A 25,943-nucleotide genomic window follows, 5' to 3' on the forward strand; every position below is an offset into this window, starting at 1 on the left:
AGGACGGCAGGCGCGCAAGCGCGACGGCACAAGGCCGCTTCAAGTCCAGATGTCGTCCACGCCGTTTTCGACGACGTGGACGACGCCCTGCGGCTCTTTCAGACGCAGGATCTGCGCATCATCGAGGCCGAGGCAGATGCCGCGGATGACCTTGCCGATCTGGCCGTGTGCCACGGCGATGGTCGGACGCGAGAGCATGCCGAGCCAGCGGCTCGCCCGCTCGCGAAGGTGGGCGAGCGTCTCCCCGCCCGGCGCGCCGAAATACCAGTCGTAGTCCGGCTTTCCGGCCATGTGTGCGGGAAACCGCTCGATCATCTCGGGCTTGGTGAGGCCGCTCAGCTGCCCGAGATCAATTTCCTTGAGCAGGTCCGTTGCGACCGGCCGGAGGTCGAAATGCTGCCGGATATTGGCGACCGTCTCCTGCACCCGCCCGATGGGGCTCGCCATCTGGTCGAAGCCGTCTGGCGAGTCGAGCTCCCGCGCCAGGATCTCGCCGAGCCGCTGCGCCTGCTGCCGGCCCGTCTGCGTCAGAGGAGAGTTCAGATGACCCTGGGCCCGGCCGGCCAGGTTCCACTCGGTTTCGCCATGGCGCATGAAGACAAGTCGCGGGTGCTGCAAGGGATCGGTCCGCCATCGGTTGGGACATGACGCTCGAAAGGCGCCGGAGAGGAGCCCCGGCTACCCTTGCTGATCGGAAAAATCAACGCACGCCGCAGCGCTGGTGGCGGCAAGCCGGTGAAGCCCCTCCCCTCGCATTGCGCGAGCCGGTATAAGCGGTTGCAAGGACAAAGGCCGGAGACCTGCCCGCATGCCGATTGCCGCCTTCGGCGCCATCCATCTCGACACGATCGCCCATGCGGACCGCCGGATCCTGCGCGAAACCTCCACGCCGGCAGCACTTGCCATACGGCCCGGCGGCGTCGCGACCAACGTGGCGCGTGCGTTGGCGCGACTCGACTGCCGCATCGCGCTGGCCGGCCGGCTGGGACGCGAGGCGGAGGCCGACGGGCTGCTGGTGCAGCTGACGGCGGAAGGCGTGGAGACGGGAGCCATCCGCCGCAGCGACCTGCCGAGCGGGCGCTATCTCGCGCTGCACGATCCCGACGGAACGCTGGCGGCGGCGGTGGTCGATGCCCGCATCACCGAGACGCTGGAGCCGGGCGCGCTGCTACCACTGACCGAGGCGCAAGCGGCGGCGGGCTGCTGGTTTCTCGATGCCAACCTGCCGCAGCCGCTTCTGGCGGAACTGGCGGAGACGGCGGGAGAGCGGATGCTGGCTGCCGACGCGGTCTCGCGGGCCAAGGCCGCACGGCTCGGCCCGATCCTGCCGCGGCTCGATCTGCTGTTCTGCAACCGTGCGGAGGCCGCCGCCCTGCTCGGGCGGGATGGCGAACAAGACGGGGAGCAGCAGGAAGAGGACGGCGCGGAGACGGCAAACGCGCTGGTCGAGGCCGGAGTAAAGGCCGTTGTGATGACCCGCGGCGCGGCCCCCGTGCTTCTGGCGACCCGCTCCGGCATCGACGAGATCTCGCTGACGACATGCGATGGCGCAGCCGCTCCTCCGCCGCGGGTCGTGGACGTGACCGGGGCGGGAGATGCGCTGATCGCCGGCACGCTGGCGGGCCTGGAGCACGGATTGCCGCTTGCACGGGCGGTCGCGGCCGGCATGCGCGCCGCGGCGCTGACGCTGGAAAGCCCTGGCGCGGTGGCGGACACATTGACGTGGGCAGCAATCGCGCCGAGGAGATAGAAAAGGATGCGCGGCAGCCGCCACCCGGCCATGCGCAAACGGGGTGGCCGGGCGCCTCGACAGCGACGGGGCGCCGGCCCTATAAGGCGGTCCGCACCCGGCAGGGTACGGCAGGACGGAGCGAATTCGACATGCTGGACAAGGATATGACCGGGCTGGCTTCGGTACTGCAGCTGGGCGAAGAGGTCGCAGCGGCACTGGCCGAGAGGCGCCCCGTGGTGGCGCTGGAATCGACCATCATCACCCACGGCATGCCCTGGCCGAAGAATGTCGAGACCGCCCGGCTGGTCGAGGCGGACATCCGCGCCGGCGGCGCCGTCCCGGCGACGATCGCCGCCCTCGACGGCAAGCTGCATGTCGGCCTGTCCGACGGCACGCTGGAGCGGCTGGCCAAGGCCGAGGGCGTGATGAAATGCTCACGCGCCGATCTCGCCATCGCGCTAGCGACCGGCCGACCCGGCTCCACGACCGTCGCCGCGACGATGATGGCCGCCCATGCGGCCGGCATTGCGGTCTTCGCCACCGGCGGCATCGGCGGCGTGCATCGCGGCGCGGAGACGAGCTTCGACATTTCCGCCGATCTCGACGAGCTGGCGCGAACGCCCGTCTGCGTGGTGGCGGCCGGCGCCAAGGCGTTGCTCGACCTGCCCAAGACGCTGGAAGTGCTGGAAACGCGCGGCGTGCCGGTGATCGCGCACGGGCAGGACGCCTTTCCGGCCTTCTGGTCGCGCGACAGCGGCCTTGCCGCGCCCTACCGCATGGACACGGCGGACGAGATCGCCGGGCTGCTGGAGCTGCGCGCCCGGTTCGGCGACCATGGCGGCGTTCTGGTTGCCAATCCGGTGCCGGAGGCGGACGAAATCCTCCCCTCGCAGATCGCCTCGGCCATCGAGCAGGCGCTGGCGGAAGCGGCAAGACGCGGCGTCAGCGGCAAGGCGGTGACACCCTTCGTCCTGGCGATGATCTACGAGCTCACCAAGGGGCGCAGTCTCGTCACCAACATCGCGCTGGTCCGCAACAATGCGAGGCTGGCAGCGGCAATCGCGGTTGAGCTGGCCGGACGACGGAACAAGGCCGCGGCAGACCGTCTCTCCTCTGACGTGTAACTGCCGCATTTTATATGCTTAACTCGCTGCGACCGGCAGCCATGGGGGGCGCCGAACGATGCTCCCACCCGCGCCGGTCGCCGGAGTCCAATACGGCCCTGCCCAGCCCGTCCCTCGGGCGGCAACGAGGGCGAGACAGGAAGACAGAGGCTAAGATGGCGGAAGCAGCAGCTCAGACCGGACTTTCTCCGATGCAGTATCTCGACAAGGCGGTGGCCGCCCTGCGCGACATGGGCCTGATGCCCGACGGCACCGCCGAGGCGCCGATCAACGCGCTGCTGGAAAGGATCTCCGACCTGTCTCCGGACAAGATCGCGGTGATCACCCGCACGCTCGGCCAGTCGCAGACCTTCAACGAGGTGGTGCGCAACGAGATCCAGGCCATGTCGATCGGCGAACGCTACGAGGCGATCACCGAGGCCTTCAACTCGATCCGCGACGACGCCAAGGGCATGGTCGACCAGCTGGCCGACGGCAAGATCTCCTTCATGGAGAACATGTCCAACAAGTGGCGCGACATGACGCGGGGCACCGTCTCCGACCGCTTCGGCAAGATCAGGGAGACCTATCTCGACGTCGCCCGCGACACCAAGGACCAGATCGAGCGCGAACAGCGCATCCTGGAGGCCTATCGCGATTTCCGCGGCGCGCTGAAGCAGGCCGAAGTCCTGGCGCTCGAAGTGCTGAACACCGCCACGGCCCGCCTGGAAGAGGCCAAGGCCGCGCTGGAGGCCTCCAACAAGGAAGTCGAGGCGCATGACGGCGGCGACGCTGCAGCCAAGGCTCGCCTGGAATTCGCCCGCGACGAGAAGATGCGCGCGATGCAGGACGAGGAGAAGCGCTACCAGATCGCCAAGGACCTCTCCGACAACCTGACCATCGGCTACAACACGTCGGAAGTGATCATGGCGCGTCTGATGCAGACGACCAACGCCAAGGAGCGGGTCTATGCGCAGTCGGTGACCTTCTTCTCCACCAACGATTCCGTGCTGACCGCGCTGAATGCCTCCTTCACCGGCCTGCACGGTCTGCACGAATCGACCGAGGCGCTCAACGCCATGAAGGACGGCGTGTCGAAGTCGCTGGAGACCCTGGCGGAGATCGGCGATGCGGTGCAGGAAGCGGCGCTGAAGGCCGGCTACGGCCCGACCATCCAGGCGGCAGCCGTCAAGAAGCTGGTCGACTCGGTCATCAACTTCCAGGTCAACTCGCGCGAGATCATCAACGAGATGCGCGTCATGTCGACGAAGAACTCCGAGGAGATCCGCGACGCGGTCGAGGACGGCAAGCGCCGTCTTGCAAAGCTCGCCGCGCAGGGCAACATGATCGGCGCCTGAGCCGCCCGCAAGGGAACCGCATCCATCACGGCCGGCCGCGGATATCCGGGGCCGGTCCTGCCGCAAAAGGCTGCAGGGGAACGAGTGCATGGCCTCCGACACCGCCTCGACCAGGGCGCCGCTCGATGAGCTGATGATGGCGATGGACGTGGTCGACACGCTGCGCCACGACGAACGCATCGCGCTGAAGGAACTCGGCTCGGACGAGCGCGACGCTGCGATGATCCAGCGTCTGCGCGAGATCTATACGAGCCAGGGCATCGAGGTTTCCGACCGCCTTCTGCGCGAAGGCGTCGAAAACCTGAAGCAGAACCGCTTCGTCTACAGTCCGCCCGCAGCCGGCTTCCAGCGCACGCTGGCGCTGATCTATGTCACGCGCCTGCGCTGGGCGAAGGCCATTCTTGTCCTGCTGCTGCTGGCCGTTGCCGCAGCGCTGGCCTGGCATTTCCTGGTGACCGCCCCGCGCGAGCGGGCCGCCGAGGCGCTGCGGATCGAGCTGACGCAGACCCTGCCGACGGAGATCGCCGCAACGGTGCGCCGGATCGGCGAGGTGAGCGAGGAAACCGCCGCCCGCGAACGGGCCGCGACGCTGGCCACCGGCGGCCAGGCGGCCCTTGCCGCGAACGACGCGGCCGCCGCCCGCAAGGCGCTCGCCGACCTCAAGGCGCTGGAGGCGCGCCTGCTGCAGGTCTACGACATCCGCATCGTGTCCCGTCCGGGCACGCCGACCGGCGTCACCCGCATCCCCCAGGCCAACACCTCGGCGCGCAACTACTACCTTCTCGTCGAGGCAGTGGCGCCGGACGGAAAGATCGTGCCGCAGGAAGTCACCTCCGAAGAGGACGGCGCCCGCAAGACGGTCGCCATCTGGGGCCAGCGGGTGCCGCAATCGACCTTCGACGCGGTGCGCCGCGACAAGGAGGAGGACGGCATCGTCAGCAATCCGGTACTCGGCAGCAAGGCGCGCGGCAGGCTGCAGCCCGAGTGGCAGGCCCGGGTGGAGACGGGAGCGATCACGCAATGGTAGCTCTTGCCGGAACGGCATCGCGCCGAACGACATTTGAGGGAGGGACCGGCGGGAGGCCGGCAGGCACGAACAGAACGGCAAGGGGCACGCGGGCATGGTGAGCGGACGTCAGACCCTCGGCTCGATCGAAAGGGCGCTCGGTGAGGTCCGGCAGGAGGAAGACCTCCTGCGGCGGCGCGTCGACGACGCCATGCGCGAGATCAACGATCTGCGCGGCGCCGAGCTGGAAGCGTTCCGGGAGCTTGCCCGCTTTCGCCTGCGCGAAGGCGGCGACAAGGCCTTCGGCCAGCGCATCGACAAGGACGAGGCCGAGGCCCGTCGCCAGCTGGAACAACGGGAGCTGGCGCTATCGGCCTTACGCGCCCAGCATGATGCCCTGACGAGCGACGTCGCCGCGCTCACCGAGCAGCGCCGCCGCCTGACGCGCGAGCGCGATGCGGCGAGCGACCGGCTCGACGCCATTCTCGAGGCCGTCGACAAGAAGCTTGCCGGCGATCCGGCCTACACCGCCCAGCGCGAGGCGGCGGAAGCCGCGCAGCGCACCGCAGAAGCGGCGCGGTCCAAGGCACGGCAAGCGCAGGACGACCGGGCCGCCAAGAGCAAGGCCTACGAGGACGACGCGCTCTTCGCCTATCTCTGGAAGCGCGGGTTCGGCACCTCGACCTATCGTTCGACCGGCCTCATCCGCATGCTCGACCGCTGGGTGGCACGGCTCATTCGCTACAATGATGCGCGCCCCAACTACGCCATGCTGGTGGAGATCCCGCATCGGCTCGACGCCTATGCCAGCGACCGAGAGGCGGAGGCGCAAGCGGAACTGGCCAAGCTCGGCGCCCTGTCGCGCCAGGCGGCCGCGGACGTCGCCGGCGAAGACCTTGCCGCGGCCATCGAAACCGCCGAACGCGAGATCGAGGACACGACGGCAACGCTGGAGAAGCTGGAAGTCGAGCTTGAGGAACTGGGCAAGCGCGAGCAGCCCTATCTCTCCGGCGAGGATTCCGAGTTCCGCACCGCCGAGGAGGCCTTGCTGCGCTCGCTGCGCTCCGAGGAACTGACCACCCTGTGGCAGGAGGCGCTCGCCACCCCCTCGCCCGAGGACGAGCGGATCGTCCGCCGTCTGCAGGATCTCGACGCCCGCATCGAGATCCTGAACAGCGCAACGGAAAACGACCAGCGCACGCTGCGCGACCTTGCCCGCCGGCGCGACGAGCTGGCCAAGGTGACGCGCCAGTTCCGCCAGAAGCGCTACGACACCTGGGACTCCACCTTCGACAATGACAGCCTGACCGGCGTGCTGCTCGGCGAGCTGGCCAAGGGCGCCCTGTCGGGGGCCGACTACTGGGCCAAGGCCGAGAAGTCGCGCAAGCGGCGCAAGCGCCACGGCGGCGGCGTCGGCTTTCCCGGCGGCATCGGCCTGCCCGGCTCCATGGGTGGGTTCGGGGGTGGGTCCGAGGGCGGCTCGGGAGGTGGACGCGGCGGCTTCGGCGGCGGCGGCTTCGGAAGCGGCGATTCCTTCGGCGGTGGCGGCTTCAAGACCGGCGACACGTTCTGATCGTTCGCACCCGGACCTCCAACCGGGCACGCGCCTTGGCACATTCGCCGGGATGCCTGTGCCCGCAGTCTTTGTTAACTTCGCTGTCGCAAGCTTGCGCTTGCGCGAAAGATCCGCCGACACCGCCTTCCAGGTGCCGCCCGGATATCCTGCCCGTATCCGGGCCCTTACAGTCTTCTTGGGGATTGCCGCAATGCTGCTCCGCCTGACCCTCGTCCTCGTCGCCGCCACGGCGCTTACCGCCTGCCAGTCCGGCCGGCGCGGACCCGCCCCGGTCGAACCGCAGCAGGCGGTGCTGACCGTGCCGACCGGCGCGCAGTCGATCACCGTGCGGGCGAATACCGAGACGGTTCGCCAGACCATCGTCGCCAACGCGACGGAGCGCGGCACGCCGATCACCCAGAACCAGCCCAACATGGTGATTCTGGAGCGGACGGTGACGGGAGAGAACCCGGCCCTCGACAGCGAGTTCGGCCCCTCCGACAACGGCCCGCGCAAGTTCCGCATCCGCGTCCGCTTCCAGGGCACCGGCTGCGATACGCTGGTGGTGCAGGACGTCGCCGTCGTCAACAATGCCGGCACCGCGTTGGAGCAGGTCTTCACCCTGACCCAGCCGCAATACAACCCGCGCGACAGTCTTGTCGGCCTGAAGTCGAAGGCCGAATCCGGCGCCCGCTGCATCTGACGGCAGAGCCGGCAAACCTGAGGGGAGCGACCTTGTCGCTTCCCTGCCGTTGCATGCGAGGCGAAAACGCGCTTGTCTCGCGGTCGGGTTGAATCGAACTTCCCCTCCCGCTCGCAACCGGCAGCGCCATGGCCACCGTCTATGATCTGAAATCCCGCTTCCAGGACCTGCTGCGCCCGATCGTGCGCGCCCTGGCGCGCGCGCGCATCACCGCCAACCAGGTGACGCTGGCGGCCCTCGCCCTGTCCGTGATCGCCGGGCTCGCGATTGCCCTGTGGCCGGCCGCCGGCCTGCCGCTCGCGCTCCTGCCCCTGGTGCTGTTCTTGCGAATGGCGCTCAACGCCATGGACGGCATGTTGGCCCGCGAGCACCATCAGCAGTCGGCGCTAGGCGCCGTGCTCAACGAACTCGGCGACGTCGTTTCCGACCTGGCGCTCTACCTGCCCTTTGCGCTTGTCCCCGGCGTCTCGCCGATGGCCGTCGTCAGCCTGTGCCTGCTGGCCGTGATCAGTGAGATGACGGGTGTCGTCGGCATCCAGATCGGCGCCTCGCGGCGCTATGACGGACCGCTCGGCAAGAGCGACCGGGCCGTCCTGTTCGGCACGCTCGGCCTGTTGCTCGGCATCGGCCTCATCGGCCCCGTCTTCGCCAACTGGGTGCTGGCAGTCGCGCTGCTTCCCGCCGCCCTCACCATCTTCAACCGCGCCCGCAAGGCGCTGGCCGAGGTCCGGGAGGGCCGTCCGTGAGCCTGTTCGACGACCTCACTCCGCTCCACCTCGCCATTGCCGGCATCTGGGGCATCCTGGTCCTTGCCAGCATCCTCGTCTTCGCGCTGAAGCGTCTTCAGCCCCATCGCGACCACTCCGAGCTGGTCAGCCGCACGGTGAGCTGGTGGGGCATGATTGCCCTGTTCACCGCTGCCTTCCTGCTGAGCCGGACGCTCTCCATCGTGCTATTCGCGCTGGTGAGCTTCCTCGCCTTCAAGGAATACCTGTCGATGATCCCGACGCGCCGGGCCGACAGGCGGGTGCTGTTCTGGGCCTATCTGTCGATCCCCGTCCAGTATTACTGGGTGGCGGACGGCTGGTACGGCATGTTCGCCGTGTTCATCCCGGTCTACATGTTCCTGTTCCTGCCCTTCTCCATGCTGCTGTCGCAGCAGACGGAAGGCTTCCTGAAGGCGATCGGCACGCTCAACTGGGGCCTCATGCTCTGCGTCTTCTCGCTGAGCCATGCCGCCTTCCTGCTGGTGCTGCCGGTGACCGGCAACACGGATCCGCAGGCGGGCGCCGGCCTGCTGCTCTATCTGGTCTTCCTGACCCAGTTCAACGACGTCGCCCAATACACCTGGGGCCGGCTGTTCGGCCGCCGCCCCATCGTGCCCGTCGTCAGCCCCAAGAAGACCTGGGAAGGCTTCCTCGGCGGATTGCTGACGACGACGGTGGTGGCGGTTCTCGCGGCGCCGCTGGTGACGCCCTTCGACTGGCAGCAGGCGGCGGCGGCAGGACTGATGATCGCGGCCGCCGGTTTCATCGGCGACGTCACCGTCTCGGCGGTGAAGCGCGATCTCGGCGTCAAGGATACCGGCGCGCTGATCCCCGGCCACGGCGGCATCATGGACCGGATCGACAGCCTGACCTTCACCGCGCCGCTGTTCTTCCACTTCGTGCGCTACTTCCACACGTGAGGGCGCAATGACGCGCGTGCTGCAGATCCTGTTCTTCCTGGCAGTGCGCATCGTCGTGCTGTTCGTGCTGGGGCTGAACGTGCGCCGGCGCGAATGGCTGCCGGAGCACGGGCCGGCAGTGATCGTCGCCAACCACAACAGTCATCTCGATACGCTGGTGCTGATGTGCCTGATGCCCCTGTCGAAGCTGCACCTGCTGCGTCCGGTCGCCGCCGCCGACTACTTCCTCGCCAACAGGGCGATGGCCTGGTTCTCGCTCAACATCCTGCGCATCATTCCCATCGTCCGCAAACCGGGTGAGCGGAAGGACGGGGCGCCCGGCGCCGACCCGCTGGCCGAGTGCCACGCCGCACTGGCCAAGGGCGAAATCCTGATCCTGTTTCCCGAGGGCAGCCGCGGCGAACCGGAAAAGATGACCGCGCTGAAGAAGGGCATCGCCCATCTTGCCGAGAAGAACCCGCATGCCCCCGTCGTGCCGGTCTTCACCCATGGGCTCGGCAAGGCGCTGCCGAAGGGATCGTTCCTGCTGGTGCCGTTCTTCTGCGACATCTTCGTCGGCGAACCGATCCGCTGGCCGGGCGACCGCACCGCCTTCATGGAAACGCTCACCGCGCGCTTCGCTGCCCTCTCCGCGGAGAAGACCTTTGCGTCTTGGGAATAGCTGGTGGAATAGGCTGGTCACGCTGGGTGCCGGCCTGTGGGGCCTTGCCGAGGCGACCGTCTTCTTCATCGTGCCGGATGTGCTGCTGAGCTTCATCGCGCAGGTCTCGCTGAAGCGCGCGCTTCTTGCCGCCCTTGCAGCTGTGGCCGGAGCGCTGGTCGGCGGCGCGTTGCTCCACGCTTTCGCAAACGCCGATCCGCAAGCCGCGCAGGCGCTGCTCCTGAACGTGCCGGGCATCTCACCCGAATTGGTCGCGCGGGTGGCCGAGCTGACCGAGCACGGCCAGCTCGCGGGCATGGTCGCCGGCTCCTTGAGCGGCGCACCCTACAAGATCTTCGCCGTGGACGCGGCGACGGCCGGAGTGCCGCTCTGGGCGTTCCTCATGGCAAGCGCGCCGGCACGCCTGCTGCGGTTTGCGCTCGTTGCCCTTGCGAGCTGGCTCGTCTTCGCAAGGCTGCTCGGGCACCTTGCGCTGCGTACCCGCCGTCTACTGCTCGCCGGCGCGTGGCTGGCGTTCTACGCGGGCTATTTCACCGCGATGGGCTGGTAAAAGGACCGGCGAGGGGCGGAGCCGCCGGCCCCGCCCCGCCGCAGCGGCTCAACTCGCCAGCACGTCCTTCACCATCGTTGCCAGCTGCTTCAGCGTGAAGGGCTTGGGCAGGAACGAGAACTTCTCGTTCTCCGGCAGGTTCTTCTCGAAGGCGTCTTCCGCATAGCCGGAGACGAAGATGATCTTCAGATCCGGCTGGGTCTTGCGCAATTCGCGCAAGAGCGTCGGCCCGTCCATCTCCGGCATGACCACGTCGGAGACGACGAGATCGACCTCGCCATCGGTCTCTTCCATGATCTCGAGCGCCTCGGCGCCGCTGGACGCCTCGTGCACGGTATAGCCGCGCGAGGTCAGCGCCCGTGCCGCAAAGGCGCGCACCGCCTCCTCGTCCTCGACCAGCAGGATGGTCGCCGAACCGGTCAGATCGGTCAGCTGCGGCGCCTCGACCGGCTTCACCTCCACCTGCTCCGCCTCGTTGCGCACATGGCGCGGCAGGAAGATGCGGAAAGTCGTGCCCTTGCCGATCTCGCTGGTGCAGAAGATGAAGCCGCCGGTCTGCTTGACGATGCCGTAGACGGTCGACAGCCCCAGGCCCGTGCCCTTGCCGACCTCCTTGGTGGAGAAGAACGGCTCGAAAATCTTCTCCATCACCTCCGGCGTCATGCCGGTGCCCGTATCGGTGACCTCGGTCAGCACGTATTCGGCGACCGGCATGCCGCGCGTACCCTCGTAGGACTGCGACTGATCCTCCGGCACATTGAGCGTGCGGATGGTCAGGTGACCGCCCTCGGGCATGGCATCGCGCGCGTTGACGGCAAGATTGACGATCACCTGCTCGAGCTGGTTGAGGTCGGCCATCACCGGCCACAGGTCGCGGCCATGGACGACGCTGAGCTCCACCTTCTCGCCCAGCAGCCGGTCCAGCAGGATCGACAGGTCCGCCAGCACGTCGTTGAGCGCCAGCTCCTTCGGCCGCAGCGTCTGGCGCCGCGAGAAGGCAAGCAGCTGGCGCACCAGGCCGGCCGCCCGGTTGGCGTTCTGCTTGATGTTCATGATGTCCTGGAAGGACGGATCGCTCGGCCGGTGGCTGGCCAGCAGCAGGTCGGAGAAGCCGATGATCGCGGTCAGGACGTTGTTGAAGTCGTGCGCCACGCCGCCGGCCAGCTGGCCGATCGCCTGCATCTTCTGGCCTTGCGCGAACTGCGCTTCCAGCACGCGCTGCGCGGTCGTCTCCAGCACATAGACGATGGCCGCATCCGAATCGTCCTCGCCGTCGCGCACCGCCGAGACGTAGACGGTGGCGGAGCGTCCGTCCTCGCGCTCGTCGAGACGCACATCGACCGGCGGGATCTCGCTGCGCCCCTCGGCGGCGGCGGCAAGCGCCTCCATCAGCGCCGGGCGCGAGGGAGCGGTGACGTGGTCGACGAGCTTCGGCGCGCCCTGCGTGGTGTCGGAGGTGCCGAACAGACGCACGAACGGGGCGTTGGTCTTGCTGATGCCGCCGTCATGGTCGATCGAGGCGATGGCAATCGGCGTGTTGTTGAAGAAGCGCGCGAAGCGCACCTCGGAGGAGCGCAGCGCCTCGGCCGCATCCTCGCCGCGCGAGCGGTTGAGCACCAGCGTGCGGCTCTCGCCCGGCAGCCCGCCGGCACCGAACGGCACCCGGTGCAGGATGCGCACCGGCACGGACCGCCCGCCGCGGGTGGTGAGGTCGAGATCGAAGGTCTCGGTCTTGACCTCGCCCGCCTTGCCCTGGACCGAGAGCAGGAGCTCCGCCCCGTCGCCGCGCATGAATTCGCTGACGCCGAGCGAGCCGGCCTCGAAGCTGACGAGGTCGTAGCCGAGCCAGTCGGCCAGCGTCGCATTGAGATAGACGACGCGGCCGGCGGCATCGCACGAGAAGAAGCCCGCCGGCGCGTGATCGAGGAAATTGATGACCCGCTGAAGCTCCTGGAAGGACGTCTCCTGCTCGGTGCGGTCGCCGCTGATATCCGACAGCTGCCACACGGTGCAGCCGCGCTCGCCGCCCCGCCCCGTGGCCAGCGGCAGCGGCCGCACGCGCACCCGGTACCAGCACGGCTCGCCATCATTGCGCCCGAGCGGATGCGGCAGGCGGATTTCCTCCTCCGCCGCGCGCTCGGCCTCGGCCGCCCGCGTCAGGTGGAAGATCGCGTCGGTCGCGGCCGGATCGCTGGAGAAGACACGCTCGACGCCGCGCATTTCGGTCGGCCCCTCGGCGCCGATCAGCCGCGCATAGGCATCGTTCGCATAGACGATGCGCCCATCGCGCTCGACCACGAGGACGCCGTCTTCCAGCGTGTTGAGAAAGGCGGCGGGTACGGGACTTGCCGGCGCGCGCGAGGAAAAGCGCAGGAGGCCGATGGCCCCGGCGAACAGCGAGAACACGCCGACGACGGCAAGCACGCCCAGCAGCGCCAGCACGAAAGGCTCCGCCTGGCCGCGCTCCATCAGCGACAGGGCTGCGGCGGCACCGACAAGGCCGACCGCAAGCAGGATCAGCAACAGGATGCTGCCTGAGCGCTCCTGCCGCTCGACCGCGGGAGACGACGGACCCCGATCACTTCTGCTCATTCACATATCCCGTGGCGCCAATCGCGCCAGCCTCCCCTTCGGCACCCACCGTGCGCCCATGCGCCCGGCGACAGGAGCCGCTCCTAGCTGCGCCAGGCGCGGCGTTCCCGCATTCGATAAACGAAACCGATCACTTCTGCCACCGCGCGATACTGCTCTTCCGGCACTTCCTGGTCGATGTCGATCGCCGCGAAGAGCGCACGGGCCAGCGGCGGGTTCTCGATCACCGGCACCTCGTTGTCGCGCGCGATCTCGCGGATCCGCAGCGCCACCGCGTCTGTGCCCTTGGCGACGCAGATGGGCGCCTGCATGCCCTGCTCGTATTTCAGCGCCACTGCGTAGTGGGTCGGGTTGGTGACCACCACCGTGGCCTCCGGCACCGCCGCCATCATGCGCCGCCGCGACCGCTCCATGCGCAGCTGGCGGATCTTGCCCTTGACCAGCGGATCGCCCTCGGTCTGCTTGTATTCCTCCTTGATCTCGCGCTGGCTCATCTTCTGCTTGTCGAACCACTTCTTGCGCTGCCAGACATAATCGAGAGCCGCAACCACGGTCATGAACGCCAGGATCGCCGCGATCAGCTGCAGCACGAGGATCTGCACCTCCTCCAGCATCACGATTGTGTCGCGGAAGATCATCGTGTCGATCGTGTCGCGCTGCGGCCACAGCACGGCGACCATCAGGCCGCTGACCACCGCGATCTTCACCAGGCCCTTTGCGAAGTTGACGAGGCTTTCGGACGAGAACAGCCGCTTGAACCCCGCCAGCGGCGAGATCTTGGACAGTTTCGGCTTCATCCGTTCGGCAGACCAGATGAGCTGGTGCTGAATGATATTGCCGATGACCGCCGCCGCCAGCAGCAGGAGAAGCGGCAAGGCCAGGATGGCGCCGATCCGCAGCCCGGTGTCGCGCCACAACTGGCCGAGGCCGCGGGCATCGACAGGGATCTGGTGCGAATGGGCGAGATAGCCGCGCAGCGCAGCCTGCAGGTCGTCCGCCATGCCCGGTGCCAGCAGCGCCACCACCAGCCCGGTACCGAGCATGGTGAACCAGGTCGAGACCTCCTGGCTCTTGGCGACGTCGCCCTTCTCGAGCGCGTCGTCCAGCTTCTTTTGCGTGGGGTCTTCTGTCTTTTCGGCGTCGTCGTTCTGTTCGGCCATCGCCCTACCCCGCGATGAACCGGCCGAGCGCCGTCTCGAAATGCGACAGATACCACATCATCATCGTCACCAGCAGGGCGAAGAGCATCAACCCTCCGATGGCGATGTTGAGCGGCATCGCGATGAAGAAGATCTGCATCTGCGGCATCAGCTTGTTGAGCAGGCCGAGCCCGAAATAGAAAACGAGCCCGACCACGATGAAGGGCGCGGCGATGCGGATCGCGATCGAGAACAGCTCCGCCGTCAGCATCGTGGCGAGCTCCGCCATGTCGCCGACGGGCATGCCGCTCCCGGGCGGAAACAGGCGGAAGCTGTCGTTCATCGCGGCAATCACCAGATAGTGCAGGTCGAAGGCGAAGATCAGCGTGATGCCCAGCAGGCTCAGGAAGGAGCCGATCACCGCGCCCTGCTGGCCGTCCATCGTCGGATCGGTGGCCATGGCGAAGGCAAGGCCCGACTGGTTGGCGATGATCATGCCGGCGATGGACAGGACATAGGTGATCAGCCGCGCTCCCAGACCGACGAAAAAGCCGATCGCGAATTCGGACGCCAGCAGCACGCCGATGCGAGGCAGCGGCATGGTCGCATCGACCGAATAGAGCGGCGCAGCGACGGGATAGAAGACCAGCGTCAGCAACAGCGCCACCGCCAGACGGATATTCGGCGGAATCGACCCCTCCCCCAGGGCCGGCATCAGCATCAACATCGTGCCGAGCCGGGCGAAGAGCAGCATGAACAGCAGCGCCACCTGGGGAAGAAGGGAAATATCGAAGCTCATGGCCCGGCTATCCGGAGCCGGTGACGATGAGATCGGCGATGCGCGCCGTGTACGCCTCGAGCGCCTGTCCCATGAAGGGCAACGTTATGATCAATGTCACGAAGATGGCGAGGATCTTCGGCACGAAGACGAGGGTCATCTCCTGGATCTGCGTCAACGCCTGGAACAGGGCGATGACGACGCCCACCATCAGGCCGACGACCATCGGCGGAGCGGACACGATGATCAGGGTCCAGATGCCCTGGCGGGCGATATCGAGGACCTCCGGCCCGGTCATGACAGTCCTTCCGCTCCAGCCTTCCGCTCCGGCCTGCCGCGGGGCGGCAAGGACCGGCGGAGCCGCTCAGGCTCAGATCGGCATGCGCATGATTTCCTGATAGGCGGAGATCACGCGATCACGGACCGAAACGAGCGTTTCCAGGGCCACCTCGGTCTCGGCGACCGCAGTGACGACATCGACGACATTCGCCTTGCCTTCGGTCAGCGCCAGCGTCTGCTTGTCTGCGCCTCGGCCCTGATCGACCACCTCCTCGACGGCCGACTTGACCATGTTGGCGAAGTCCGGCGTCGGCGTCGACGAAGTCTTAACACTTGTATCCTGATTCGCACCCGCAAGCGCGGACGTCATGCGGTAGGCGGTGGCGGCGATCGACGGCGTGGACATGTCGTTCTACTCCGAAAGGAAGGCAGGCGCGGATCAGGCGCGCAGGATCTCGATGGTCTTCTGCAGCATGCGCCGCGTCGCGCTGATCAGGTTGAGGTTCGCCTCGTAGGAGCGCTGCGCCTCGCGCATGTCGACCATCTCGACCAGGGTGTTGACGTTGGGCGTGCGCACATAACCGCGCTCGTCGGCGGCCGGATGACCGGGCTCATAGCGGGTCTTGAAATCGGAGCGGTCGAACTCGACCGGCCCCAGTTCCACCACCTCGGCCTTGATGTTGCGGTCGAGTTCGGCACTGAAGGTCGGGATCTTGCGCCGATAGGGATCCTCCTGCGGCGTGCGCCCGGTGGAATCGGCGTTTGCGATATTCTCTGCGATGATCCGCATGCGGCCGTTCTGGGCCTTCAGGCCCGTTGCGGCGATGAAGATCGACTTGACGAAATCCACGGTCAAACTCCCCGGCCCCGAAGGGCCTGATCACGGCGCGCGAGCTCAGCCGTTGCGCGACAGAGCGGTACGGATGAGGCCGAGCCCCTTCTGGTAGAGCGAGGCAACCGTCTGGTAGTCCATCTGGTTGGCCGTCACCTTCATCATCTGCTCCTCGAGCACCACCGTGTTGCCGTCCGGCGTGATCTCGAAACCGCTGGCATCGTCGCGCTCCGCGCCGCCGCTCTCGCGCATCATCGAGCCGACGATATGGGCACTGCTGGTGCGGGCCGTCGCGAGGCCGACCGTACGGCTGGCCAGAGCCTTGTCGAAGGTGAACTCCTCGAGGTCCTTGCCCCGGAAGCCGGGCGTATCGGAATTGGCGACGTTCTCGGCCAGCACGCCCTGCCGGCTCTGATGCCATTGCATCTTCGACTTGAGCGCCTGAAACAGCGGCAGGTCCGAGACCGACATGGAACGATCTTCCCGTTGCAGCGAGGGTTAACGACTAGGCAGATCCTGCCGGGTAGATGGTTAACGAGGAGTTAACGATTAACGTTTCCGAAAGGAGGGGCCTCCGGTTTCCCGCACATGAGAGGCGCAAGTTCCGGTGGCCGCTTGCATATTGGCGGCGGATATCGGCATTTTTTGCCGATATGCGTTAACCTTCCCTCTTTGAGAGAATCGTACAAAACAGCTAAACAGGATGCAGTAAGGCAGGATTCGCGCGCGTTCGCCGGGCAAGACCGGTTGCGCGATGCCATGGATCGGGGTTAAGGCGCGGGGAACTCCAACGCCGGACGGACGGGTAGACCGGACCGCAAGGCTCGCGTGACAGGCGGGCGGCGGGCGCACCCTCGAACAGGAAGAGGCCGAGAAAGGCATGACAAGTTGGCTGGTTGACACCTTTCAGATGGAACCGGGTTGGGCCCGTGGCATAGGTTTCTTTCTCGCGGTGGCGATTGTCCTGGCGCTGATATCCGTCTTCATCTGGATCCTGCGCCGCATCGCCGGAAGCCGAAGCCTCGGCAGCCGCTCGCGCCAGCCGCGCATTGCGGTGATGGACGCCGCCTCGCTGGACACCCGGCGGCGGCTCGTGCTGATCCGGCGCGACAATGTCGAGCATCTGCTGCTTGTCGGCGGGCCGAGCGATCTCGTCGTCGAGCAGAACATCGTGCGCGGCGTGCCGGTCTCCCAGGCCTATCCGCGCCAGCCGGCGATGGGCAACGAACTCTCCGCCGCCTTCAGCCCGGCCGAGATCGAACCGCAGCCGGTTCCGGCCGCTCCTGCTCCCGTTTCGGCGCCGGCGAGCGCACCCGCCGCGCAGGCGGCGCCGCAGCCCGCCGCCCCGCGCCGCCAGCCGCTGGCGCCCGCACCGCGCCGCCCCGTGGAAGGCAGTGACGGCTCGCCGCTGAAGCGCGCCGGCGCCTCCGTGGCAGCAGCAGGCGCCGCGGTCGCCGGCCTTGCCCGCGCCGCGGCCCCGAGCCGCAGCGAACCGCAGGGCCAGGCCCCTGCCGCCGCTCCCTCCGCTTCCCGTCCCGAGGCGCCCGCCGCTCCGGCCCCGCGTCCGCCGCTGCGTCCGCTCGGCATGCAGCCGTCGGCACCTCAGGCGCCGCAGGCACAGCCGCCGCTGGGACAGGCGCCCGCTTCACAGGCCCCGATCTCGCCGGCTCCCATCGCGCAGGCTCCCGCTGCACCGGCTCCTGTCGCCCAGGCACCTGTGGCACCGCCGAAGGCTCCCGAAGTTGCCCCCGCCGCCGCTCAGTCTGCCCCCGTGCAGCCTCGGCGCGAACCGCTGCCGCCGATCCGCCGCAACGTGACGCCGCCGTCTTCCGGTCCGGCGGCCAATGCCCGCACCGCCTTCCCGCAGTTCAATGAACCGGCGGACAAGCCTGCAGCTGCCGGCGACAAGCCCGCGGCCCGCGGGGATCTGTCCGGCGTGACCGCAGGCGCGGCCGGCGGCGCTGCAGCCGCGGCGTCTACACCGGCCACACCGGCACCGGCCGCCCCCTCCGCTCCAAAGGCCGAGGTGAAGCCGGAGGCCAAGGTCGAGGTCAAGCCGGAGCCGAAGGACGAAGCAAAGCCCGGCGCGTCTACAGCCGCCCCTGCAGCCCCTTCTGCTCCGGCAGTGGCAGCGGCACCGACGGCAAGCCGTATCGAGCCGGACCTTGCCTCGCTGGAGGATGCTCTGCTCGCCGAGCTGGACCAGTCGCGCAGCAGCGCGCCGGCCGCCCGCACCGAGCCGCGCGCCGACTTCGCTCCCGCAGCACCTGCCGCAAGCCCGGCACCGGCCGCTCCGAAGGTGGAGGCGTCTGCGCCTGAAGCTGCGCCAGCATCCCCGGCGAGCGAAAAGCCGGCGGCACCCGCAGCCACCCAGCAGGAGAACAAGCCGGACGCGCCCGAGGCCGAGGACAAGCCGGCGGCGGACGATGGCCCTGCGGCCGGCTCCGACAAGGGCGCGGAGGCCAAGAAGGACAATGGCCCGGTGACGATGGATGCCATCGAGGAAGAAATGGCGCGCCTGCTGAGCGAGATCGGCGGACCGCGCAAATGACGGGACTGCGTCCATGACAGGGGCCCGGCACGCCGTCCTGCCCTTCCGCAAGACGGCGGTCGCAACCCTTGCCGGTCTGCTCCCGTTTTTCCTCGCCACCGGCGCGCAGGCGCAGGGCGTCTCGATTGATTTCGGCGAAGGCACAGGCCTGACCGAACGCGCGGTTCAGCTCGTCGCACTGCTGACGGTGCTGAGCCTCGCGCCCTCCATCCTGGTGATGGTGACGAGCTTCACCCGCATCGTGGTGGTGCTGTCGCTGCTGCGGTCGGCGATCGGCCTGCAGACGGCGCCGCCCAATGCGGTGATGACGTCGCTTGCGCTCTTCCTGACGCTCTTCATCATGGCTCCGACCTTCGAGGCCGCCTACAACGAAGGCGTCCAGCCGCTGGTTGAGGGCAGCATCGAGCTGCCGGAGGCCTTCGAGCGGGGCTCGCGCCCGTTCCATGCCTTCATGCGGGCAAATGTGCGCGAGAAGGACCTGGCCCTGTTCACCGAGCTTTCCGGGCAGGAAGCACCGGAAACGCCGGAGGAGATCAGCATGCGCGTGCTGGTGCCGGCCTTCATGATCAGCGAGTTGCGCCGGGCCTTCGAGATCGGCTTCCTGCTCTACCTGCCGTTCCTGATCATCGACCTGGTGATCGCCTCGGTGCTGATGTCGATGGGCATGATGATGCTGCCGCCAGTGGTGATCTCACTGCCGTTCAAGCTGATCTTCTTCGTGCTGGTCGATGGCTGGAACCTGATCGCCGGAAGCCTCGTCCAGAGCTTCTCCAGCGGCTGAGGCGCGGCGCCCCCCCCGCCATTTTCCCTTACCTGTTTGCGCGACCGAAGGTGCTAACCGGCATCGCCGGCGGCGGCCGCATCGGCGGCTTGCGGCGTCGGGGCTGCCTCTCCGGTACGGGCGGCGGTCCGCTGCGCGTCGCCCTCGTCCGGCGCCTGCGACATCGGCAGCTCCGACGGCGCAACCGGCGCGGCATCGGGCGACGGCTGCAGGTACTTGCGGCGGTACTCGGCCAGGAAGATGTCGAGCGAGTCGACACTTTGCAAATTGTCGAGCACGGACATGAACTCCACCCCGCGGTCGGCCACCGGCCGGGTGACGATGTCGAAGGCCGCTGTGTCCGGGCTGTCGCTCATCTTGTCCGTGAACTTGGCCTTCAGCCGCGACAGGCTGAAATCGTCGTCGGCCAGCGAATAGCCGATGGCTGCTCGCAGGATATCGGTGCGCTCCTGGTCGGCCAGTGCGACCGAGTCCGACCACCGGCCGCCGACCAGGCCTTCCAGCAGCTCGCCCGCCTCGCGCCAGCTCTGTGCGGCCCATAGCGTATCCGCCTTCAACCGGTCGACATCCTCGCCGCGCATGTTGCGGACGATCTCAAGCGCCAGATCCGGGCGGCCGCTCTCCGTCAGGGCGCGCGCCTCCACCATATTGCGCTGGCGCTCCAGTTCGCGCGGGAGCTTGGCCTGGCGGGTCCGATTGAGAACACGCAAGGCCTCTTCCGGCTTGCGATCCATCAGGTAGACGACACCGAGATCGGCGGCGATCTGGGCGCGGGCGGCGCCCTTCAGCCGATGATCGACCTGATGGCGCAAGAGTTCGGAGGCCTGCGCCAGAAGGTCCATGTCGATGAGCCGGCCGGCAAGACGGCGCACCATCTCGTCGCCGCGGCGGCCCACCGGGGTCATCTCGCGGAAATCGTAAAAGAGCGCCAGCGCCTTGACCGGATCCATCCGGTCCGCCTCGCCATTGAGGAACAGGTTGGCGAAGACCGCGCCCATCTCGTCCTGCAGCAGGCGCGTCGTCTCCGCATCCGCATTCGCCTGGAGCGCCGATTGCATCGCCTCGAAGGCGCTGCGGTAGTTCCCGTTCTGGACTTCAAGCTGCGCCAGGAAGCGCAGGGTCTTCAGCTCGGTCTCGTCGCCGCGCCAGGAGGCTGCAAGGCCGGCAAGCTGGTCGATCGCCTCCTCGGTGGAAAGCTCCCCGTCGCGGTGGCGAACCCGCAGCGCCCGATACGCCGCTTCCGCAGCCAGGGCCCGGTCCGGCGAGCGCTGTACCAGGTCGAAGGCCGTCAGCGCCTCGCGCGAACGGCCGGAAGCGTCGGCGATCTGACCGCGGATGATGTCGTAGCGCGCCGCCTGGTGCGCGGACGCAAGGCTCGGGTCGATCTCGGAAAGAATGGCAGCCGCATGGCCGTAATCGCTCACCTCGACCATCGCCTCGGCGGCGGCAAGGTGAAAATCGATCTGCACGCTCGCTGGGTAGTTGCCGACCACCGCCTGGCCGCGCGACAGGTTGTCCCGTGTCGTCGTCCAGTCGCGCCGGTCCGCCGCCGCAATCGTACGCCAGACGGAGGCATCGGCATTGTTGAGCAGTTCCGGCCGACCGAGATACTCGAGCGCCTCCCGCGGCCGCGCTGCCAGCGTTTGCGCGGCGCCCATCAGCAGATTGTAGCCCGAGTCTCGGACCAGCGCGGGGTCGTCTCCCGCCGCCAGTTTCATCAGCCCGAGCGCCTCGTGGGCGAAACCATGCGCCAGATAGAAACGCGACATCTCCATGCGCGGCACCCGCCGTTCCTCCTCCGGCGTGTTGGCGATCGCGTATTCCATCTTCTTGATCTTATCGAGAAAATCCTTGGTGTTGCTGCTCATCAGGTTGCCGAGGTCGACGTGACCGGGCGCGGCCGGATCGACCACCGGCGGCAGAATTTTCGATCCCTTTGTGAGGTTGCCATTGGAGACGGCAAGCCCGCGCGGACGCTCCAGGATCACCGCATCGCCGTTCAGCTTGACCTCGAGATCATCCGCCTTGCTCAGTACGGCAACGCCATGCGCCGACATCAGGGCGTCGAACTCGGCAAAGCTCTGCGGCTTGAGCACGCCGCGTGCAGGCGCAAAGCCGGTCACCACCGTGACCTTGTCGCCGGCGAAGGGATCGACGACCTCGCGCACCGCCGCCGGCGCCTGGAAGGGGATGGTGATGATCGTGCCGCCGTCGCCCCGCACGGTCCGCTCCAGGGCGAGCGGGCGGGACGGCTCGAGGATCATCTCGCCTATGGTCATCACCCAGGCACTGCCGTCGATGCCGACAGAGGCGAGCGCATCGCGCATCAGGTCGATACGGATCACCTGCCAGTCCGCATTGGCGGTCACTTCCACCGCCTCGACCCGGTCGGCAAGCACCGACCGCATGCCGCGGATGTCGACCGGATCGGCCGTGTCGAACACGAGGTAGAGGCTGCGGTAACGCCGAAAGACCGACGAGGCGACGGGCTCGGAGAAGGGAAACACGACCCGCACCGTATCGCCGATGCGACGTGCCTCGGCGACGACGAACCGGCGCGCCTCGTCGTCATAGCCGGCCGGCGGCATTTCGGGCGAGGAGGCGACCTCGGCAGAACCGGAGATCTCCTGCCCCGCAACGCCGCTGAGGTCGATTTCCGACGGCAGGATGTCTTCGGCCGCAGGCGCGGGCGAACCGGAGGTGGCAACGTTTTCCGGCGCGGGAGCTGCAGCCGGTTGGACCGGCTGGCTCTCGGCGGACGGAGCCGCCTTGGCGGCCTCTGAGACCTCAACCGTCTCGGCGGCAGGTGCGGCCTCCGCAGAAGGCTCAGCGGCAGGGGGCGCGGCCGCAGTTGCATCGCTCGCCTCAGCGCTCGGCTTTTCTCGCGGAAGCGGCGATGCCGATGCGGCCTCTTGCGCAGGAGCCGGCGCCGGCTCGGTGCTTTCGGGCGATGCAGCAACCTCGGCCGGGTTCGGCGTGGGCGCAACGCCTTCCGGAGTTCCGGCAGGCGCGTGACCATCGGCCATGCGCTGTTCGGCGGCGGCCTGCTCCGGCGGCACCTCGGCCGTCCCACCGGCGAAGACGACGGAGGTGGCATTGGCCGGGATCTGTTCCCCCGACTTCACGGCGTCGTCGATCGCGGCGTTGACGGGATCCTGCGCCATGCTGCGCGGGGTCACGTCGAGAATGTAGAAATTGTCCTCGCGGAAGGACCGGATGTCGACATCCGGCTCGACCCGCAACAGGAACTTCAGCCGTCCCTCGTCGATGAAGGACGTGGCATCCACCACGCCCGGCGGCAGGTGCGAGCGCAATTCCGACAGGTCGAGCGGGACGTCGTAGTTGAAGGTGACCTTGATCATGTCGCCTTCACGCACGAAGGCGGAATCGAAATTCAGGTTCCACTCGAAGGAAAGGCGCGTGAAGGTCGGATGGGTACCGATGGACAGCTCCACCTTCGGCTCGTCCTGCCCCTTCAGCCGCGCCTCCTCCAGCGCGCGGGCGCGGCGGATCGCCTCTTCGGCCCGCCGGGCCAGTTCCTGCACCACATCGTCAGGCAGGCCGGGTGGCAGGCCCTGCCATGTCGGCGGCAGCAGGTCGATGAACAGTTTCTCGCCCGCCTCCATGGTATTCACGCGGAAGTCGCCCATCAGCGCGAAGCGCAAGGCCGAGCCGTCAGGGTCTCGCCGGGCGATGGAAATGAAGTTCGGCATGTCGATGGGTACGCTGTCGACATTGGCCTTCACTTCGTCGCGAAAGCGGATGCGCAGCACGCCGTTGGAGGCGAGCGCGTCGTATTCGGGAAGCAGGGTCCGGTCCTTGAAGGTAAGCACCAGACGGCCATAGCCGTCCTGCTGCGAAGCGCGCAGATCCGCCTGAAGGGGTTCCGCGCGGGCGTCCGAAACGAGACCGGAAACGGGAGCCAGCACCGTTGCAAGCAGGAGCACAAACGCAGAAAACGCCGCCGCGAGGTGCGCGACGACGGTTCGTAGCCTGTCTCTTTTCGAGCCGTCCTGCCTCACAGGGCTCCCCTGAACCTTTCGACCGAGCAGCCAGTCTAGCGGTCGCGGCTTAACGCTGCGTTTAACGGATGTCCCGGATTCCCGGGCATTCCGGTCAGGGAGCAGCTCCCCGGCGGAGCTTTCATCAATTGCCCATGATCTTCGGCAGGTCCGGAGCGACGACCGGAACGGCCTCCTCCTTCGGCTTGCGCCCGGTGACGAGAGCCACCGTCAACCGCTCGCTCGCCTCCGGCGTCATCCGCCCCATGATGTCGGCCATCTTGCGCGGCTTCATCTGCTTGGCGACCCGCACGAGAATGTCGAGATCGAGGCGGTCGAAGATGCGTGCTGCGTCCTTCGCCTTCATCGATTCGTACATGAGCACCAGATCCTTGAGCTCGTCCTCGCGCTTCTTCTCCTGCTCCTGGTTGAGCGTCCGGATGCGCTCCTCGATGGCCGCGATCTCGTCGGCCTTCTGCTGCAGCCGCTCTTCGGTGTCCTTCATCAACTGCTGGCGCAGCTCGAACTGCTTTTCGCGGTTGTCCAACTCGCGCCGACGGTCGCTGAGAGATTCGAGCACCTTGCGCTCGGCGATCGAGCCGCCGAGTTCCAGCCCGCCCGGCGCGGCAGGTGCATCGCCGCCCGGCAGCGGGGGAACGGCGGCTGGATCGGCAGCCGCCGTATCGGCGGGGGCGTCGGCGGCCGGCGTATCAGCTGCCGGCGTCTGGTTGTCGGAAGCTGCATCGGCGGGAGCGGCCGCCGTGTCGGCCGCCTGCTGCGCCATCGCCACGCTCACGCCGGCGGTGACGGAGGTTCCGCCATCGACTGCGAGCCCGAGCAGCTTCAGCACCAGAAGCGCGCTGGCTGCAAGGACGAGAACGGGGATCAGGCGCAGGTTTGTCACGCGGCCTGCTCCGCAGCGCGCTTGCGGAACAGCTCAAGGCGAGCGGTCGCTTCCATGGCGGCCGAGCGGATATCGCTGGCCCGCATGGCGGCAGGACGGGCGGGCGCCGGCTCGGCGACCGGGGCCGCCGGAGCATGCGAGACGGGCGCAGGAGCCGCCGCATGCTGCTGCACGGTGCGGGCCGCCTCGGTGATCTGGGTGATACGCTCGAGCACGGTATTGCCGCGCGAGACATGGGCCGCGAGTTCCTGCGACAGCCGCTCGGCATCGACCAGACGCTGGCCGAGGGTGCGGTCAGCCTCGCCTGCCGTCGCCTTGAGGCCGAGGATGGCGCGCTCGGCGATTTCCGAGGCGGTGATCAGCTCGGAGATCGTGGCGCGCAGCGCCTCCTCGTCGGCACGCAGACGCTTCAGCCGCTTGTTGAGCACGACGCAATATCCGATCGTCACCACCAGCAGCAGCGCGACGAGGCTCTCGATCAACAGTCCGACAGGGAGCGTGCTCATGTTGGGTCCATTTCCTTCTGCATGGCACGCTCGAAAGCGGCCAAGGTCATCTTGGGCTTCTGCAGCCCGCGGTCGACGCGGATCGCTATGGAATCCTCGTCCTTGCCCATCGTCCCTTGCGTCAGCGGGATGCCGCCGCACTTGATCGACACGGGGTCGCTCGGGGAAATATCGAAGAGCAACGTCTCGCCCACCTTGAGATCGAGCACCCGCCCGAGCGGAATGTGCGTCTCGTAGAGGACGGCATCGACATCCACTTCCGCCGCATAGATCTCGGTGGCCAGGTGGCCTTCCCAGATCTGATCGCGGCCGAACTTCTCGCCCATGAACATCTGCAGGAGCAGATCGCGGATCGGCTCCAGGGTCGCATAGGGCATCATGATTTCGATCTTGCCGCCCCGGTCCTCCATGTCGATGCGCAGTTCGACGAGGATGGCCGCATTGGCCGGGCGCGAGATCGCGGCGAAGCGCGGATTGGTCTCCAGGCGCTCCAGGTTGAAATGGACGGGCGAGAGCGGCGAGAAGGCCTGCTCCATGTCGTGCATGATGATCTCGATCATCCGCCGCACGAGATTGCTTTCGATGGTCGTGTAGGGACGCCCCTCGACGCGCACGGCCGACATGCCGCGCCCGCCGCCGAGCAGCACGTCGATGATCGAGTAGATCAGGCTCGATTCGACGGTGCACAGGCCGAAGCCGTCCCATTCCTCGGCCTTGAAGACGCCGAGAATGGCCGGCAGCGGAATCGAGTTCAGATAATCGCCGAAACGGACCGAGGAAATACTGTCGAGCGACACCTCGACGTTGTCGGACGTGAAGTTGCGCAACGACGTGGTCGTCAGCCGCACCAGGCGGTCGAAGACGATCTCGAGCATCGGCAGACGCTCGTAGGAGACCATCGCCGAGTTGATGAGCGCGCGGATGCCGCTCTGGTCGGCCGCGATCGTATCCTCGATGTTGAAGCCGAGGAGGTTGTCGATCTCTTCCTGGTTGAGGATTCGGTCGGCACCGCGAGTGGCGTTTTCAAGCTCCGGCTCGCTGTCGTCGATCATCGCCGCCCATTGGGCCGCCATATCGTCGCCGCCGGCGACGCCCTGCTCCTCGAGCGCAGCACCCCAGGCCGCGGCAAGGTCTTCTTCCTCGCCGTCGCCGTCCATCTGCTCGGCCAGGGCCTCGCCCCATGCCTCGTCGAGATTGCCGAGATCGTCGTCGTCAGCCATTGGAG

Annotated in this window: 24 protein-coding genes; 12 read left to right on the forward strand and 12 right to left on the reverse strand. The window is 67.6% G+C overall.

All coding sequences use genetic code 11. From position 1 onward, the window contains the following. Positions 1-39: 39 nt before the first annotated feature. Positions 40-618, reverse strand: a complete 579-nt coding sequence (locus GH266_RS05815) for a histidine phosphatase family protein (protein WP_158193055.1) — start codon at positions 616-618, stop codon at positions 40-42. Positions 619-808: 190 nt separating this feature from the next. Between GH266_RS05815 and GH266_RS05820 the strand changes: the two genes are divergently transcribed. The 10 genes from GH266_RS05820 (at position 809) to GH266_RS05865 (ending at position 10,355) form a co-directional block, all read left to right on the forward strand. Further along, positions 809-1,750 (forward strand): PfkB family carbohydrate kinase, encoded by a 942-nt coding sequence (locus tag GH266_RS05820; RefSeq protein WP_158193056.1) that lies wholly within the window; start codon positions 809-811, stop codon positions 1,748-1,750. A 131-nt stretch (positions 1,751-1,881) separates the two neighbouring features. Beyond that, positions 1,882-2,856, forward strand: coding sequence for a pseudouridine-5'-phosphate glycosidase (locus GH266_RS05825; protein ID WP_244953777.1), 975 nt, complete (start codon positions 1,882-1,884; stop codon positions 2,854-2,856). Between the two features lie 155 nt (positions 2,857-3,011). Next, complete coding sequence (locus GH266_RS05830; protein ID WP_158193057.1) at positions 3,012-4,193, forward strand: coiled-coil domain-containing protein; 1,182 nt, start codon at positions 3,012-3,014, stop codon at positions 4,191-4,193. A gap of 88 nt (positions 4,194-4,281) precedes the next feature. After that, on the forward strand, positions 4,282-5,220 hold the full coding sequence (locus tag GH266_RS05835) for a DUF6384 family protein (RefSeq protein WP_158193058.1): 939 nt from the start codon (positions 4,282-4,284) through the stop codon (positions 5,218-5,220). Positions 5,221-5,314: 94 nt separating this feature from the next. Then, complete coding sequence (locus GH266_RS05840; RefSeq protein WP_158193059.1) at positions 5,315-6,772, forward strand: coiled-coil domain-containing protein; 1,458 nt, start codon at positions 5,315-5,317, stop codon at positions 6,770-6,772. 193 nt (positions 6,773-6,965) lie between these two features. Beyond that, positions 6,966-7,457, forward strand: coding sequence for a hypothetical protein (locus GH266_RS05845; RefSeq protein ID WP_209001551.1), 492 nt, complete (start codon positions 6,966-6,968; stop codon positions 7,455-7,457). 128 nt (positions 7,458-7,585) lie between these two features. After that, positions 7,586-8,203, forward strand: coding sequence for a CDP-alcohol phosphatidyltransferase family protein (locus tag GH266_RS05850; RefSeq protein ID WP_158193060.1), 618 nt, complete (start codon positions 7,586-7,588; stop codon positions 8,201-8,203). Beyond that, positions 8,200-9,144: a phosphatidate cytidylyltransferase gene (locus GH266_RS05855; RefSeq protein ID WP_209001552.1), complete on the forward strand. Its 945-nt coding sequence runs from the start codon at positions 8,200-8,202 to the stop codon at positions 9,142-9,144. The genes GH266_RS05850 and GH266_RS05855 overlap by 4 nt, the downstream gene beginning before the upstream one ends. Before the next feature lie 7 nt (positions 9,145-9,151). Next, a complete protein-coding gene (locus GH266_RS05860; RefSeq protein WP_158193061.1) occupies positions 9,152-9,805 on the forward strand; it encodes a lysophospholipid acyltransferase family protein in 654 nt (217 codons plus the stop codon). Continuing rightward, positions 9,789-10,355 carry a hypothetical protein gene (locus GH266_RS05865; RefSeq protein WP_158193062.1) on the forward strand — a complete coding sequence of 189 codons (567 nt, stop codon included), beginning with the start codon at positions 9,789-9,791 and terminating at the stop codon, positions 10,353-10,355. The genes GH266_RS05860 and GH266_RS05865 overlap by 17 nt, the downstream gene beginning before the upstream one ends. Positions 10,356-10,403: 48 nt before the next feature. Here GH266_RS05865 and cckA read toward each other — a convergent pair whose 3' ends face one another. The 7 genes from cckA to flgB form a co-directional block, all read right to left on the reverse strand. Further along, positions 10,404-12,947, reverse strand: coding sequence for a cell cycle histidine kinase CckA (gene cckA / locus GH266_RS05870; protein WP_158193063.1), 2,544 nt, complete (start codon positions 12,945-12,947; stop codon positions 10,404-10,406). An 83-nt stretch (positions 12,948-13,030) separates the two neighbouring features. After that, a complete protein-coding gene (flhB, locus tag GH266_RS05875) occupies positions 13,031-14,107 on the reverse strand; it encodes a flagellar biosynthesis protein FlhB (protein ID WP_158193064.1) in 1,077 nt (358 codons plus the stop codon). A gap of 4 nt (positions 14,108-14,111) precedes the next feature. Next, on the reverse strand, positions 14,112-14,885 hold the full coding sequence (gene fliR / locus GH266_RS05880; RefSeq protein ID WP_158193065.1) for a flagellar biosynthetic protein FliR: 774 nt from the start codon (positions 14,883-14,885) through the stop codon (positions 14,112-14,114). A gap of 7 nt (positions 14,886-14,892) precedes the next feature. Continuing rightward, positions 14,893-15,162: a flagellar biosynthesis protein FliQ gene (gene fliQ, locus GH266_RS05885; RefSeq protein WP_158193066.1), complete on the reverse strand. Its 270-nt coding sequence runs from the start codon at positions 15,160-15,162 to the stop codon at positions 14,893-14,895. Positions 15,163-15,234: 72 nt separating this feature from the next. Further along, on the reverse strand, positions 15,235-15,549 hold the full coding sequence (gene fliE / locus GH266_RS05890; RefSeq protein ID WP_158193067.1) for a flagellar hook-basal body complex protein FliE: 315 nt from the start codon (positions 15,547-15,549) through the stop codon (positions 15,235-15,237). A 33-nt stretch (positions 15,550-15,582) separates the two neighbouring features. Next, the gene (gene flgC, locus GH266_RS05895) at positions 15,583-15,993 is read right to left on the reverse strand and encodes a flagellar basal body rod protein FlgC (RefSeq protein WP_158193068.1); all 411 of its coding nucleotides are present in this window, start codon (positions 15,991-15,993) and stop codon (positions 15,583-15,585) included. Positions 15,994-16,038: 45 nt separating this feature from the next. Further along, the gene (gene flgB, locus GH266_RS05900) at positions 16,039-16,446 is read right to left on the reverse strand and encodes a flagellar basal body rod protein FlgB (protein ID WP_158193069.1); all 408 of its coding nucleotides are present in this window, start codon (positions 16,444-16,446) and stop codon (positions 16,039-16,041) included. A 481-nt stretch (positions 16,447-16,927) separates the two neighbouring features. On the opposite strand from flgB, the gene GH266_RS05905 reads away from it, so the two are divergent. Next, positions 16,928-18,526, forward strand: coding sequence for a flagellar biosynthetic protein FliO (locus tag GH266_RS05905; protein WP_158193070.1), 1,599 nt, complete (start codon positions 16,928-16,930; stop codon positions 18,524-18,526). Positions 18,527-18,539: 13 nt separating this feature from the next. After that, complete coding sequence (gene fliP / locus GH266_RS05910) at positions 18,540-19,307, forward strand: flagellar type III secretion system pore protein FliP (protein ID WP_158193071.1); 768 nt, start codon at positions 18,540-18,542, stop codon at positions 19,305-19,307. A 53-nt stretch (positions 19,308-19,360) separates the two neighbouring features. Here the strand turns inward: fliP and GH266_RS05915 are convergent, their stop codons facing one another. The 4 genes from GH266_RS05915 to fliM all read right to left on the reverse strand — a co-directional run bounded on the left by GH266_RS05915 (position 19,361) and on the right by fliM (position 25,938). Further along, positions 19,361-23,254: a tetratricopeptide repeat protein gene (locus GH266_RS05915; RefSeq protein ID WP_199270452.1), complete on the reverse strand. Its 3,894-nt coding sequence runs from the start codon at positions 23,252-23,254 to the stop codon at positions 19,361-19,363. Positions 23,255-23,453: 199 nt separating this feature from the next. Continuing rightward, a complete protein-coding gene (locus GH266_RS05920; protein ID WP_158193072.1) occupies positions 23,454-24,212 on the reverse strand; it encodes a MotE family protein in 759 nt (252 codons plus the stop codon). Beyond that, entirely contained in the window at positions 24,209-24,718 is a 510-nt protein-coding gene (locus tag GH266_RS05925) for a DUF6468 domain-containing protein (RefSeq protein WP_158193073.1), read from the reverse strand. Before GH266_RS05925 ends, GH266_RS05920 begins: the two co-directional genes overlap by 4 nt. Then, on the reverse strand, positions 24,715-25,938 hold the full coding sequence (fliM, locus tag GH266_RS05930) for a flagellar motor switch protein FliM (protein WP_158193074.1): 1,224 nt from the start codon (positions 25,936-25,938) through the stop codon (positions 24,715-24,717). The genes GH266_RS05925 and fliM overlap by 4 nt, the downstream gene beginning before the upstream one ends. Between the last annotated feature and the right edge of the window lie 5 nt (positions 25,939-25,943).

The sequence above is a fragment of the Stappia indica genome (assembly GCF_009789575.1).
GTDB classification, from domain to species: Bacteria; Pseudomonadota; Alphaproteobacteria; order Rhizobiales; family Stappiaceae; genus Stappia; species Stappia indica_A.